This window comes from Mesorhizobium sp. M7A.F.Ca.CA.001.10.2.1 (assembly GCF_003998575.1).
Lineage (GTDB): Bacteria > Pseudomonadota > Alphaproteobacteria > Rhizobiales > Rhizobiaceae > Mesorhizobium.
Map to the genome: position 1 here is coordinate 1 of NZ_RZQY01000093.1, position 13,736 is coordinate 13,736.

Below are 13,736 nucleotides of genomic sequence, written 5' to 3' on the forward strand. Positions count from 1 at the left end.
ATCCGGAGCTGCGTAAACGCGGTTAACCCTTCAGCTTGCGCTGGCGCCAGGCATCGAGCGTCTCGTCGATGATGCGCTCGGGAACGTGATCGAGTTCGAAGACAGTGTCGATCTCCAGCACCTCGAGCCGGTCGAGAAAGTCCTGTGGGGCGCCGTGGCGCAGCCGGGCCGCGTCCTTGGCGGTGGTGATGAGCACCAGCCCCTCAGTGCGTGCGGTCGCCGCCAACTCGGCAAGTTCGTCCTCGGCAAAGAAATGGTGGTCCGGAAACGGCCGCGTCAACGCCAGTTCGCCGCCGGCTTCGCGCACCGTGTCGAAGAATTTCTCGGGATGGCCGATACCGGCGAAGGCGAGGAACCGCTTGCCGGCAAGCCCTGCCTTGCCGCTTGGCTCTGTATGGGCCTCGAAGATCGGCCGGCCGGCGCGTGCCGCCTGGCGGACCACGCTGTCGGCGGCAGTGCCCTCGCCCATTTTCAACAGCCCGCTGGTGAAGACCAACTGGTCGACGATTTTGGCCCTGAGCGGCCCGCCCGGAATGACGCGGCCATTGCCAATTCCGTAGCGCGCATCGACGACGACCAGCGCATAATCGATGTGGATGCGGGCGCTCTGAAACCCATCGTCCATGATCAGGAATTCGCAGCCATGCCGTTCCAACAGCAGCCGGGCGCCGGCGGCGCGGTTCGGCGTCACCGCCACCGGCGCGTGTTCGGCGAGCAGCAGCGGTTCGTCACCGACATGCCTGGCACTGTCATGGTCGATATCGACCACGTGAGGCTCGGCGAACGAGCCGCCATGGCCGCGCGACAGGAAGCCGGGTTTCAGATGCATTCGCTTCGCCTGCTCGGCGAGCGCGATGGCCACCGGTGTCTTGCCGGTGCCGCCAACCGTGAAATTGCCGATGCACAGAACGGGTGCTTCGATCTTCTCGCGCTTGGCCCGCCGCATGCCGCGGCCGGCGGCGGCGGCATAGATGGCCGATAGCGGCGACAGTGCCAGGACCCGCCAGTCCGGCTCTTCCCACCAGAATGGTGGTGCTTCAGAGGCCACGCTAGCGACCGTTCGCGCCCTTCAGGCGCGACTTGACGACCAGCGGCTGGATATAGGGCTCAAGCGATTTCAGCGTGCGCGCCAGCGCGCCACGCATCTCGTCGACGGTCGCCACACCCGCCGCCATCATCTCGTGGCGCGCCACTTCGTTGGTCAGGAGGAAATTGACGGCGCCGGCCAGCATGTCGCGATCGCGCACCAGCTTGGCGCCGCCGCTGTCGAGGAGACGCTGGTAGGCCTCGCGAAAATTCTGAACATTGCGCCCGGCGAGAACCGCGGTGTCGAGCATGGCCGGTTCCAGCGGGTTCTGGCCACCCTCGGAGGTCAGCGAGCGGCCGACGAAGGCGATTTCGGTCAGCCGGAGATAGAGTCCCATCTCGCCGATCGTGTCGCCGAGCAATATATCCGTGTCGGCGGCTATCCTGTCGCCCTTGCTTCGCCGCGCGACCTTCAGGCCCATGCCGGAAATCTGCGCCGCAAGCGCCTCGCCGCGATCGGGATGACGCGGAACGACGATCGTCAGAAGACCATGGTGGCGTTTGTGCAGCGTCGCGTGGACTTCAGCCGCGACCACTTCCTCGCCGTCATGGGTCGAGATCGCCGCCCAGGTCGGGCGCGTGCCTATCTGCCGCCGCAGCGTCGCCAGCGCCCGTTCGTCGACGGGCGGCGGCGAGGTATCGACCTTGAGATTGCCCGACACGGTGACCGGCCGGGCGCCGAGCGCCAGAAACCGCTCGCCATCGACATCCGACTGCGCCACGACGTGAGCCAGGTTCTCGAACAACGCCTCGGCGATGTTGGCCCGTTTCTTCCACGACTTGAACGAGCGGTCGGAGAGCCTGCCATTGACCAGCACCTGCGGCACGCGGCGCGCGCCAAGCTCGAGGATGGTCATCGGCCAGATTTCGGATTCGGCGATGATCGCCAGATCCGGCTGCCAGTGATCGAGGAACCGGCTGACCGCCGGCTTGAGATCGAGCGGTACGTATTGGTGGATGATCCGGTCACCGAGACGCTCATCGGCGACCTGCGCCGAGGTGACCGTGCCGGTCGTCAGCACGATGTTGACGCCGTAGTCGAGAATGCTTTCGACCAGCGGCACGACGGCGATGGTCTCGCCGACGCTCGCGGCGTGGATCCAGATCACCGGCCCGTCGGGGCGCGCGCGTCCGGCGACGCCATAGCGCTCGCGGCGGCGGTAGCGGTCTTCCTTGCCGCGCGAGGTGCGCCAGGCAACATAGGGCCCGACCAGCGGATAGGCGGCCGCACCCGCGAAACGGTATGCCGACAGCATGGCTCGCGCCCAGCGGCCGCTCATCGCGGAGCATCCACGAGACGGTAGGCCTCGGCGGTCGCGGCATTGAGCGCGGTCGTCACTTCCTGGCGCTTGCGCTCCATTTCGGCCTCATCGGCGCCGGCCGCCACGAAGATCGGCTGACCGATGACGATCGACGAACGGCCGAACGGCAGGTTGATGGTGGTCTTGTCCCAGCTCTTCTCCAGTACCTTGCGGCGGCTGGTGGTGATGGCGACAGGCACAAGCGGCCGGCCCGAGAGGCGAGCCAGGAGAACGATACCAAGCCCTGCGTCTCGTGGCGTGCCGTGCGGAATATCTGCGATCATGGCGACGTTCTTGCCGACGGCGAGCGACTTTTTCAGGGCGATAAGCGCTTTTGCCCCGCCCTTGTCGAGATGCCTGGCATTTTCGCGCCCGCCGGAGCCGCGCACCGCCTCGATGCCGAATTTTTCCAGCATCAAGGCGTTGAGCTCGGCATCAGCGCTGCGCGAAACCATGGCGACCAGCGGCTTGCGCTTGGGGTAATAGGCTGGCGTCAGCAGATGCTGGCCATGCCACAAGGCGATGATGCCAGGCTCGAATTCGGTATAGGCACCGCCCGAAAACCGTGCCGATCCCTCGACGACGCGATTGGTGAGGCGCACGAAGCGCACGAACTGGGCGAACAGGCTGGCGATGGCGTTCTTGACGAATCGCGACTGCGCCAGCGGTTGGCGAATCTTGCGCCAGAAGGCCTTGGTCGTGCGGCTGCGTCCCCTGCCCGTGGGCGCGGCATCGCTTGCTGGCCCTTTCGCCAGGTCATGCTCCATCGAAGTCAACCGGCAACCTTGTTGTCGGGGTCCAGCAGCCGGTGCAGATGAACGACGAAGTAACGCATGTGGGCGTTGTCCACGCTGGCTTGCGCCTTGGCTTTCCACGCCGTGTGCGCGGATTGATAGTCCGGATAGATGCCGACGATATCGAGGCCCTCGAGATCGCGGAATTCGGTGCCGCCAAGCTTCTTGAGTTCGCCACCGAACACCAGATGCAAAAGCTGTTTCTTTCCGTCTTCCGCGGCCATGTCGGTCCTTCACATATCGTGAGTTTGTCACAGGTCTAGACCAAAGCCGCCAACTTTGGAACCTTTAGGGCGAGATGAATTCATCTCGCCGGGGAAAACGCCTTCACGCGTCCAGGCCGGCGATGACGCCGGCGAGCACGGCCAGCAATTCACCGCTGCCGGCAGCAAGGGCGCCGTGGCGGGTCACCTCGCCGGCATATAGTGGAGCGCGACCGTGCTGGTCGAGCAGCTGGCCGCCGGCCTCGCGCAGGATGAGGTCGGCCGCCGCAATATCCCAGTCATGCGCATTCGGCTTGACGAAAGTGGCATCCAGCGCGCCATTGGCGATCATCGCCAGCCGATAAGCCAGCGAAGGGCTGTAGGGCGCTCGCTTCAGCCGCGCCTGCCATTCGGCCGGCATCAGGTCGGTCAACTGCTTCAGCCCGGAAATCTCGGCTGTTTCCGCCAGCTTGCGAACCGCAATGCGCTTGCCGTTGCGGAAGGCGCCCTGGCCCGGCAGCGCCCAATAGGTTTCCTCCATCGCCGGGCATTCCAGCACGCCGGCCAGCGTACGGCCACGCTCGACGACGGCGACGCTGACGCACCAGGTGCGCTGGCCTTCCAGAAAACCGCGCGTGCCGTCGATCGGGTCGACGACGAAGGTGCGGCGTGCCGAAAGCCGGACCGGATCGTCGACGGTCTCTTCCGACAGCCAGCCATAATCCGGTCGCGCCGCCAGCAGCGTTTCGCGCAGGTAGGCGTCGGCGGCATGGTCGGCCTCGCTGACCGGCGATGTGCCGCCCTTCATCCAGACTTGCGGGCTGTTGCCGAAGTAGCGCATGGCGATGAGCCCCGCCTCGCGGGCGGCATCGCGCAGCAGCGGCAAATCTTCGGTGGCCCCGGCTATGGTGAGGTCATGCTCCGGCAAGGGTCATGCCTTCGATCAGGAGCGTTGGGGCGGCGGTGCCGAAATTACGGTCGAGGTCATCAGCCGGCACCATGTTGAGGAACATGGTTTTCAGGTTCGAGGCGATGGTGACCTCGGCGACCGGATAGGCCAGCTCGCCGTTCTCGATCCAGAAACCCGAGGCGCCACGGCTGTATTCGCCGGTGACCATGTCGACGCCCTGGCCGAACACCTCGGTGACATAGAAGCCGGTCTTGAGCGATCTGATCAGCTCTTCCGGCGACCGCTCGCCCGGCTCGATGGCGAGATTGGTGGAGGATGGCGTCACGGAAGAGCCGCCGCGGGCGCCGCGGCCGTTGGTGACGAGGCCCAGTTCCCTTGCGGCCGAGGTCGACAGGAACCAATGGTTGAGCACGCCCTTCTCGACCATCAACAGCTTTTCGCCTTCGACGCCTTCGCCGTCGAACGGCCGTGAGGCCTGGCCACGCAACCGGAGCGGCTCGTCGGTGACGGTGATGGCGGAGGCGGCCACCTGCTTGCCCATCATGTCACGCAGGAACGAGGTCTTGCGCGCGACCGAGGCGCCGTTGATGGCGCCGGCCAGATGGCCGGCGATGCCGCGCGCGACGCGTGGGTCCAACACCACGTCGACCGGCCCGGTCGCTGCCTTGCGCGCGCCGATGCGGCGCACCGCGCGTTCTCCGGCCTTGCGGCCGATGTCCTCGGGCGCATCGAGATCGGCAAAGTGCTGGCGCGATGAGAATTCATAGTCGCGCTCCATGCCGGTGCCCTCGCCGGCGATGACGCTGGCCGAGCGCGAGAACCGCGAGCCGACATAGTGGCCGAGGAAGCCGTGCGAGGTGGCCAGCACCAGGCCGCCGAGGCCGGCACCGGCGCTGGCGCCGGCCGAATTGGTCACGCCCTTGACGCCAAGCGCTGCCGCCTCCGCCGCCAATGCGGCTTCCTTCAACTGGTCGGCGGACACCTCGGTGGCGTCGAACAGATCGAGATCGCGTGTCTGTTTGGCCAGCAATGCCGGGTCGGCCAACCCCTGATAGGGATCCTCAGGCGAGACTCTCGCCATGGAAACAGCGCGTTCGGCCAGCGTTTTCGGGTCGGACGCCGCTGTCGCCGAGACACTCGCCACGCGGCCGCCGACGAAAACACGCAGCGCCACATCCTCGCTCTCGGAGGCTTCCGTAGCCTCGACCTTGCCGAGACGCACCGACACGCCGGTCGAGCGGCCGCGCACGGCCACCGCGTCGGCGGCATCGGCGCCGGCCTTTTTGGCAGCCTCGACCAGAGCCGCGACGCGGTCGGTCAATTTTGCTGCGTCTGATATATCGGTCATGCCTGAAATCCTGCTGGTGCGGCCGGTGTGCGGCCGTTGCCCACCCATCTATTGTTCCGGTCCGGCTTGTGCAATGGCATAGGCTTCAATCAAAATGCAGGGTGGGCGGTTCAAAACCGCGAACCCTGTGACGCAAAATGGGTTCGCAGCTTGCACGGAGCATTTCGATGACGCCTTTCCATCTCGCCTTCCCGGTCCGTGATCTCGATGAAACCCGCGTTTTCTATGGCGAGGTGCTGGGCTGTGCGATCGGCCGTTCATCGGCGACCTGGGTCGATTTCGACCTCTACGGCCACCAGATGTCGGCGCATCTGCGTCCGCAGGCCGCACAGGCCCCCAGTGACGGCAGGGTCGACGGCATTGTCGTGCCGATTCCGCATTTCGGCGCGGTGCTGCTGATGGACGACTGGCAGCGCCTGGCGACGCGGCTGGAGGCGCGCGACGACATCGACTGGCTGGAACGGCCGATGGTGCGTTTCAAGGGCGAACCCGGCGAACAGGCAACGCTGTTCATCCGCGACCCCTCGGGCAATGCCCTGGAATTCAAGGGTTTTCGCTCGCTGGAGCAGGTTTTCGCGCACTAACTCAGATCGAGGGCATCGGTCGATCAACGGCCGAAACGGCCCGCCGCGAAAGGTGCGAGCCGAGCCGGATCGCCGCGTCCGCCGATCAAGTCGGCGACCAGCCGCGCGGTGATCGGAGCCAGCGTCAGGCCGAGATGGCCGTGCCCGAAAGCATGAATTACGCGGGAGCTGCCGCGCGAAGCGCCGATGACCGGCCTGGAATCCGGCAGGGACGGCCGGAAGCCGAGCCATTGCGAGGCAGGCGAGCCGAGCCTGGGAAAAATTTGCCTGGCGCCACGGTCAAGCAGCGCCAGCCGGCGCGGATTTGGCGGCGCGACCAGGCCGCCGAGTTCGACGGTGCCGGCGACCCGCAAGCGGCCAGCCATCGGCGTCAGGTAGAAACCAAGATCGACGGGACAGACAGGTCGGTTGAGCAGCGGCGCGTCGGTCTGGAATTCCAGATGATAGCCGCGCTCGGTCTCGAGCGGAATCCTGTCGCCGGCCTGCGCGGCCAGTGCGCGCGACCGTGCACCGGCGGCGATCACCACCGTGCCAGCCTTGATGCGAACGCCGGGTCCGCTGAGCTGGACACCGTCAGCCTCGACCTGCAGTCCGGTGATCTCAGCCTGCTTCACCGATGCACCACGGGCACTCACCGCGCCCAGCAACCGCCGCATCACCATTGCCGGATCGGTGACATTGATCGAGTCGGGAAAATACACGCCATGCGCTGCTGTCGCCGGCAGGCCCGGCTCAAGCGCCGCCACCTCTTCGGGAGTCAGCACCTCTTGGTGGATGCCAAACCCAGCGCGCATTGCCCGGCCGCCGGCGCCAGCGGCAAAATCGCTCTCGCGGCGATAGAGGTAAAGACAGCCATTGCGGCGCAGCTGGTCCGCCAGCCCGGCCTCCCCGATCATGTCTTCCCAGGCCGGAAGGGCGTCGGCCAGCAGTCCGGCGAGCGCCAGCGCATTGGCCTGGGTCGCCGCCGGCAGCGATTGCCGCACGAATTGAACCAGCCAGGGCGCCAGTTGCAGCAGTGCCGGCCAGCGCAGCGAAAACGGACTGTCGGGATCAAGCAGCAACTTTGGCAGCGCGCGCAGCACGGCTGGACTGCCGACCGGCATACAGGCGTATTCGGCGATCGTTCCGGCATTGCCTGATGAGGCGCCGGAGCCCGGCTCATGGGGATCGATGAGCAGGACTTCGCGGCCGTCCGCGACAAGGCGAAGTGCCGTCGCCAGCCCGACAACTCCGGCGCCGACAATGGCGATTTCGACCGTTTCAGAAGCAGCCACTGTAGATCTTCCCGATTGACCGTGAATCCAGTACCGATCATGTGGTCTCTTGGTTCGGGGTCACGGTCCAGTCTTGATCCCTGGAATCGAATAGGCCAGATCTTTCCGCGCCTCAGGCAACAGGCGTCCAGATCACGTCCTCGATTTTTTGCGCGCCGGTGGCCAGCATCGCCAGCCGGTCGAAGCCGAGCGCGATGCCGCTGGCCGGCGGCATGATGGCAAGGGCGGCGAGGAAATCCTCGTCCAGCGGATAGCGCTCGCCATAGATGCGCTGCTTCTCGTCCATCTCGATGACGAAGCGCCGGCGCTGCTCGTCGGCGTCGGTCAGTTCGCCAAAGCCGTTGGCGAGTTCGACGCCGCAGCAATAGAGCTCGAAACGCTCCGCCACGCGCGGGTCGCGTGGGCTCGGCCGTGCCAGTGCCGCCTCGGCCACCGGATATTCGCACAGGATGGTCGTTCGTCCCTGCCCGAGGAATGGCTCGATTTTTTCCACCATCACCCGGCTGAACAGGTCGGCCCAGCTGTCGTCGGGCGCGGTACGCATGCCGGCCCGGATCAAGGCGGCGTATAGCGCGTCGCGATCGGTGCTCCCGTCGGCGGCGACCGTGGCCAGCAGATCGATGCCGGAATAGTGGGTGAAGGCGTCCGCCACCGTCAGCCGTTCCGGCTCGGCGAACGGATCGCAGTCGCGGCCCCGGAAAGAGAAAAGAGTCGCCCCTGCCCTTGTAGCGGCCAGCGCCAGGAAGGCCGCGCAATCCAGCATCAGGCTCTCATAGGCTTCGCCCACCCGATACCATTCGAGCATGGTGAATTCGGGATGGTGCAAGGCGCCGCGCTCGCGGTTGCGGTAGACCGGACCGAAGCTGAAAATCCTGACTTCACCGGCGGCGAGCAGCTTCTTGCAGGCGAATTCCGGCGAGGTGTGGAGATAGAGCGGCGCCCTTGCGCCGTCCGGCCCGACCGCTTCGGTGGCGAAAGCCGCCAGATGCGCCTCGTTGCCGGGCGAAATCTGCAGGGCCGCCGTCTGCACCTCGACGAAATCATGGGCGGCGAACCAGTCGCGCAAGCTGGCGGCGATGCCGTTGCGCAGCATCAGCCGCGGGCGGCGGTCGGCATGAACGTCAGGCGTCCACCAGGGCGAAGCTTCGGTCATGCGGCTCGGATCATGGTGGAAGGGGGCTGGCGGCGGCGGCCAAGATGCGGTAGGCCCCCATCCAGCGCCGCACAAGCCGGCAAACGCCAGTCAACTCTTCTTGCAGGATTTAAAACCGTGGTGAAAGTCATCGCCAGTTCGCTCCGCAAAGGCAACGTCGTCGACAAGGACGGCAAGCTTTATGTGATCCTCTTTGCCGAAAACATCCACCCAGGCAAGGGCACGCCTGTAACGCAGCTCGACATGCGCCGCATCGGCGACGGGGTGAAAGTTTCGGAGCGCTACCGCACCACCGAACAGGTGGAGCGCGCCTATGTGGAAGAGCGCGAGCATACCTTCCTCTATCGCGACGGCGAAGGCTTTCATTTCATGAACCCGGAAAGCTACGACCAGGTCGCGGTGTCGGAAGCCGTGGTCGGCGACATGGCGCCTTACCTGCTGGAAGGCATGGCCGTGCAGGTGTCGCAGTTCAACGGCATTGCCATTTCCCTGGTGCTGCCGCAGCGCGCCACCTTCGAAGTGGTGGAAACCGAGCCGACGACCAAGGGCCAGACGGCCTCGTCATCCTACAAGCCGGCCGTGCTGTCCAACGGCGTGCGCACCCTGGTGCCGCCGCACATCGCGCCGGGCACCCGCGTGGTGGTGATGACGGCCGATGGCGCTTATGTGGAGCGGGCGAAGGACTGAGGGGGGCTCTTCCCGCTTAAAGGAGGCCCGTAAGCAAAGCCTTCCCATGGACAGGCGGGGCAGCTTCGAGACACCGCCTATTGCTTGAAACAGTGCTCGCGATGCCATTGCAAGAAATGAGGATGCGGGCGTTCGAGCTGTCGGCGAGGCGGAAGCGCGCGGCGCGTCCTGTTTATGAAGCCCTGCACGCTGTCGAAGTCATTGACCTGTCTGGAGATCAGGATTTCCAAATCGTCCGACAGGCTGATCAATCCACGGTCGAACATCCAATGCGCAGTGCCGGACAGTGCGATCCCATTGTTGACGACATCAGGCCCGTCCGCCTCAACCGGTCGAATATGTGCGGCAGAAACCTCTGCTCGGCCTCCGCCATTTATCAGCTTGAGACCTGTGATCGCGCAGCGCTCGTCATAGGCACGTAAGACGACTCGACGAAAAATGCGGTCCCGCACGATTCGCGATCCGATGTAGCTTACGCGATCACGACTCTGCTCGAATTCGAATGGCGCCTGCTCATCCTGAAAGCCGGCAGATATGCCGACCTCATCAACGCGCGGCAGCAACAACTCATTCGTATCCAGGCCCAGATCGATGATCCGGTTGAAGTCACTTGGGCTGAGTGCGCGGACGGCAGATTGGGCGCGGCCAGAAATCCGTCCCTCATCATTGAGCAGGCCTCGTTCGACGGGACCATCAGATCCGCTAAATGGAACAGGATTGACGAAATCGAGGTAGCTTCCGGGCTCAATCAGCGCGAGATACATGTCAGGCGTTACCGGATCGGGGATGATCTGCTGGACTTTCGCTACAGCGTAATAGCCCCGTGTATCGTTTACCTTGCTGGGCTCGTAGTAGATAATCCACTTGCCGACACACGCTTCAACGCGGCGCAGATACGGGCGAGGAAACTGGTATTGCTCTGCGGGGCGATCGTTGTATCGCGAATCCGAGCGATGAATGAAAACCCCGAATCCCATGAATCTTCCTGCAATGCGTTCTTGGGAATAACTACTCAGATGTGGCATCAAAATCCGAACTTTGGGGTTTAGTCCAGGCGCGGTCGCACTTCCCCATGGCATCGGTCCTTCGCAGCCTCGCGCTGAAGCGCCACACTACAACGAAGCGCAGCAATATATTTCGCGAAGCCTGTCACAAAGCGCCCACCCGGTTCGTCCTTTGACAGAAGAAGGAGAGCGCTATGCCAAAACTTATCGTCACCGAATTCATCAGCGTCGATGGCATTGCCGAGGTCGAGAAGCTGCCCAGCGTGACCTGGAACGACGAGATGAACAGGTTCAAGGAGGACGAGCTTGCCGACAGCGGCGCCATGCTTTTGGGGCGCACGACCTATGAGATCTTTGCCGGCTCCTGGCCAACGGAAACCGGAGATTTTGCCGACCGGTTCAACGCGCTGCCGAAATATGTCGCCTCAAACAGCCTGAAGGCGCTCGACTGGAAGCCGGCCGAATTGCTGAAAGGGCCTCTGCCGGAAGCGGTCAGGACGCTGAAGCAAGGCAGCGGCGGCAACATCTACGTGCATGGCAGCCTCAGCGTCGCGCAGGAATTGCTGCGCCACGGCCTGGTCGACCGCGTCAGGCTGCTCAGCTATCCAGGCACCGTCGGCCAGGGCAAGCCGCTATTCCCAATCGGTGAGCCGGTGGCGCTCGACCTGATTTCCGCAAAGCCGTTTAGCAACGGCGTGGTGGCGCTAGAGTATGCGCCGATGACGGCTAAGTCATAAGACGGTTGGGCTCTCTCCTCTCAGGTGAAGGAAAGATGCACTTCACCCGACCTGCTTCCCCCGCCTCCCCTTGATGGCGGCGCTATTCCTCGCCTCAACCACCTTCTCAACCTGCCGCTTCAGCTCATCCTTGATATCGACCGTCTCGTTCATCAAAGCGTCGATCTTCAGGAAATCGAGGACGCGGTATCTCGACACTGCCGGGCGGACCAGGATGTCGGGGCGGCATTGTTTCAGCTTGTTGGCGGTGATCGACTGCATCATCAGTTGGGTGGCGCCGAACATCAGGTCGACGGAGGTCGGCTGTTTGCGGTCGGCCTCTTCCGGCGCGCCGACCACGTCGACGCCGATGATGATGTCGGCGTCGTTTTCGATCAGGTCGAACGGCACGGGGTTGTAAATGCCGCCGTCGATCAGCAGCCTGCCGTCGCGCGTCACCGGCCGGAACACGGCGGGGATGGCCGCCGAGGCCGCCAGCGCCGAGTGCAGGTCGCCGTCTTCGAAGACAGCCAGCTTGTGGCCGAAATAGTCGGTCGCCGTCACCTTCAGCGGGATTTGCAGCTCGGCGAAGGTCTCGGGAATGGCTTCGGGCAGAAAGGCTTTCAGGATGCGCTCGACGTTGAACTGGCTGACGCGGATGCCGCCCTGCATGGCTTCGGCGATGGTGCCCGGCCGCGCCCGCCACATGCGGCTCGCCACTTGGGCGCGGCGGCCGAGGATCGAGCGGGCATAGTCGTGGATGTCCTTGCCGGTCATGCCCGATGCCATGCCGGCGCCCATGATGGCACCGATCGACGAGCCGGCAATCGCCACCGGCTTGATGCCCAACTCGTCCAGCGCCTCGATGACATGAATATGCGCCAGCCCGCGCGCGCCACCGCCGCCGAAGGCTATACCGAAGCTAGGCGCCATGGTGCGCGGCTCCTGCCTCGTTTCTGGCCGGCGACGGAGACCGCCAATTGTTGAAGTTGGCGCCGCCCCTCACCTGCCTGCCGGCATCCTCTCCCCGTATAGTGACGGGGAGAAGGGTGCTGCCATCGCCGATTTCGCCAATCACAAACGTTGCAAGATGGGCGCCGAGATTGCGGCCAGCCCCCTTCTCCCCGTCACTATACGGGGAGAAGTGCCCGGCAGGGCGATGAGAGGCAGCGCCGGCGTTCGGAAAAGAGAAATGCGCGCCGGGGCTCATCCCTTGCCGGCCCCGGCCAGTTTCGGTCCGATGACCATGATGGTCGGCTCGGTCGACAGCAGCTTCTTCGCCGCCGCCTTGACCTGGTCGAGCGTCACCGCGTTGATGTAGCCGGCGCGGCGCTGCATGTAGTCGATGCCGAGATCGTCGAGCTGCAGTTCGACCAGTGTCGCGGCGATGGCGCTGGACGAGTCCAGATTGTTGATGGCGTAGGCGCCGATCATGTATTTCTTGGTGGCCGCCAGTTCCGCTTCGGTCGGGCCTTCTTCGGCCAGTCGCTTGACCACATCGCGGATGATGCCCAGCGTTTCGGACGCGCGGTCGGAGCGGGTGCCGGTGCTGACGATCAGCGCGCTGGCGTGGTCCTGGTTGATGAGCGAGGAGTTGACGCTGTAGGCCAGCCCGCGCTTCTCGCGCACCTCCTGGAACAGGCGCGAGGTGAAGGTGCCGCCGCCAAGAATCTCGTTCATCAGCACGGCGGGGAAGAAATCCGCCGCCTTGCGCTTCACGCCGGGAAAAGCGAGCTGCAGGGAGGTCTGCGGCAGGTCGTAGTCGACCTCGATATGCTGCGCCAGCTTCGGGTCGATATCGGCCACTGGCCTCAGCGCCTGGTTTTGCGGCAGGTCGCCGAACACCATGTCGAGCTTCTTCTTCAGCGTCTCCGCGTCGATGGCGCCGACAACGGCGACCCGCAGCCCGCCGCGCGCGAACACCGCTTTGTGCGAGGCATTGAGATCATCGCGCGTGATGGTGGCGATGCTTTCCTTGGTGCCCTGGTCGGAGCGGGAATAGGGATGATCGCCATAAAGCGCTCGCGCCCATTTGTTCTGCGCCACCGTGTCGGGATCGTTTTCGCCGGCGATGATGCCGGACAGGATCTGGGAGCGGATGCGGTCAATCGGCAGCTGGTCGAAGCGCGGCTCGTTGACCGCCAGCCGCAACAGGTCGAATGCCTGGTCGCGCTGCTCGGCCAGCATGCGCATCGAGCCGTAGATGCCGTCGCGGCTCTCGTCGAAGCTCATTTCGGCGCCGGCATCGTCGAGCTTGATCTGGAAGTCTTCACTGTCGAGCGGGCCGGCGCCTTCGTCGAACAGGCCGGTCATCAGATTGGCCAGCCCTTCCTTGCCGACCGGATCCTGCGTCGAGCCGCCGCCGAAGACGAAGCGGATGGCGACAACCGGCACGGAATAGTCCTCGACCAGCCAGGCGGTGATGCCCTTTGGCGAGGTGACGGACTGGATGTCCATGGCCCGCGCGGTGAGTGCCGGCAGGATGAGGAAGAGGATGGAGAGAAGTAAAGTGATCAGCGGGGCGATGGCGCGGCTCGGGGTGGTCGTTCCAAACGAACAATTGTCGAAGTCGGCGCCGCCCCTCATCGCCCTGCCGGGCACTTCTCCCCGTATAGTGACGGGGAGAAGGAGGCTGGCCGCAACCTCGGCGTCCGTCTTGCAACCATGGTGATTGGC

Annotated in this window: 14 protein-coding genes; 3 read left to right on the forward strand and 11 right to left on the reverse strand. The window is 64.6% G+C overall.

What is annotated here, in order from left to right:
- Positions 1 to 22: 22 nt before the first annotated feature.
- The 6 genes from lpxK to EN964_RS08940 form a co-directional block, all read right to left on the reverse strand.
- Positions 23 to 1,048, reverse strand: coding sequence for a tetraacyldisaccharide 4'-kinase (gene lpxK / locus EN964_RS08915; RefSeq protein ID WP_127271512.1), 1,026 nt, complete (start codon positions 1,046 to 1,048; stop codon positions 23 to 25).
- A 1-nt stretch (position 1,049) separates the two neighbouring features.
- Entirely contained in the window at positions 1,050 to 2,366 is a 1,317-nt protein-coding gene (waaA, locus tag EN964_RS08920) for a lipid IV(A) 3-deoxy-D-manno-octulosonic acid transferase (RefSeq protein WP_027038607.1), read from the reverse strand.
- Positions 2,363 to 3,154, reverse strand: coding sequence for a lysophospholipid acyltransferase family protein (locus EN964_RS08925; RefSeq protein WP_127266858.1), 792 nt, complete (start codon positions 3,152 to 3,154; stop codon positions 2,363 to 2,365). The genes waaA and EN964_RS08925 overlap by 4 nt, the downstream gene beginning before the upstream one ends.
- A 5-nt stretch (positions 3,155 to 3,159) precedes the next feature.
- The gene (locus EN964_RS08930; RefSeq protein WP_027038609.1) at positions 3,160 to 3,405 is read right to left on the reverse strand and encodes a DUF4170 domain-containing protein; all 246 of its coding nucleotides are present in this window, start codon (positions 3,403 to 3,405) and stop codon (positions 3,160 to 3,162) included.
- A gap of 103 nt (positions 3,406 to 3,508) precedes the next feature.
- Entirely contained in the window at positions 3,509 to 4,312 is an 804-nt protein-coding gene (locus tag EN964_RS08935) for a 3'(2'),5'-bisphosphate nucleotidase CysQ (protein ID WP_127266859.1), read from the reverse strand.
- Positions 4,299 to 5,642 (reverse strand): TldD/PmbA family protein, encoded by a 1,344-nt coding sequence (locus EN964_RS08940; RefSeq protein ID WP_127266860.1) that lies wholly within the window; start codon positions 5,640 to 5,642, stop codon positions 4,299 to 4,301. Before EN964_RS08940 ends, EN964_RS08935 begins: the two co-directional genes overlap by 14 nt.
- Positions 5,643 to 5,809: 167 nt before the next feature.
- Here EN964_RS08940 and EN964_RS08945 point away from each other — a divergent pair, with 167 nt between their 5' ends.
- Positions 5,810 to 6,226 (forward strand): VOC family protein, encoded by a 417-nt coding sequence (locus EN964_RS08945; protein WP_127266861.1) that lies wholly within the window; start codon positions 5,810 to 5,812, stop codon positions 6,224 to 6,226.
- Between the two features lie 23 nt (positions 6,227 to 6,249).
- Here the strand turns inward: EN964_RS08945 and EN964_RS08950 are convergent, their stop codons facing one another.
- The gene (locus EN964_RS08950; RefSeq protein ID WP_127276311.1) at positions 6,250 to 7,500 is read right to left on the reverse strand and encodes an FAD-binding oxidoreductase; all 1,251 of its coding nucleotides are present in this window, start codon (positions 7,498 to 7,500) and stop codon (positions 6,250 to 6,252) included.
- 112 nt (positions 7,501 to 7,612) lie between these two features.
- A complete protein-coding gene (epmA, locus tag EN964_RS08955) occupies positions 7,613 to 8,653 on the reverse strand; it encodes an EF-P lysine aminoacylase EpmA (protein ID WP_127266863.1) in 1,041 nt (346 codons plus the stop codon).
- 117 nt (positions 8,654 to 8,770) lie between these two features.
- Here epmA and efp point away from each other — a divergent pair, with 117 nt between their 5' ends.
- Positions 8,771 to 9,340 carry an elongation factor P gene (gene efp / locus EN964_RS08960; RefSeq protein WP_027038615.1) on the forward strand — a complete coding sequence of 190 codons (570 nt, stop codon included), beginning with the start codon at positions 8,771 to 8,773 and terminating at the stop codon, positions 9,338 to 9,340.
- 77 nt (positions 9,341 to 9,417) lie between these two features.
- On the opposite strand, the gene EN964_RS08965 is transcribed toward efp, so the two are convergent.
- A complete protein-coding gene (locus EN964_RS08965; protein ID WP_127266864.1) occupies positions 9,418 to 10,317 on the reverse strand; it encodes an HNH endonuclease in 900 nt (299 codons plus the stop codon).
- A gap of 221 nt (positions 10,318 to 10,538) precedes the next feature.
- Between EN964_RS08965 and EN964_RS08970 the strand changes: the two genes are divergently transcribed.
- The gene (locus tag EN964_RS08970) at positions 10,539 to 11,081 is read left to right on the forward strand and encodes a dihydrofolate reductase family protein (RefSeq protein WP_127266865.1); all 543 of its coding nucleotides are present in this window, start codon (positions 10,539 to 10,541) and stop codon (positions 11,079 to 11,081) included.
- A gap of 42 nt (positions 11,082 to 11,123) precedes the next feature.
- Here EN964_RS08970 and EN964_RS08975 read toward each other — a convergent pair whose 3' ends face one another.
- The gene (locus EN964_RS08975; protein WP_127271511.1) at positions 11,124 to 11,993 is read right to left on the reverse strand and encodes a patatin-like phospholipase family protein; all 870 of its coding nucleotides are present in this window, start codon (positions 11,991 to 11,993) and stop codon (positions 11,124 to 11,126) included.
- Between the two features lie 273 nt (positions 11,994 to 12,266).
- The gene (locus tag EN964_RS08985) at positions 12,267 to 13,646 is read right to left on the reverse strand and encodes a pitrilysin family protein (RefSeq protein WP_245465226.1); all 1,380 of its coding nucleotides are present in this window, start codon (positions 13,644 to 13,646) and stop codon (positions 12,267 to 12,269) included.
- Between the last annotated feature and the right edge of the window lie 90 nt (positions 13,647 to 13,736).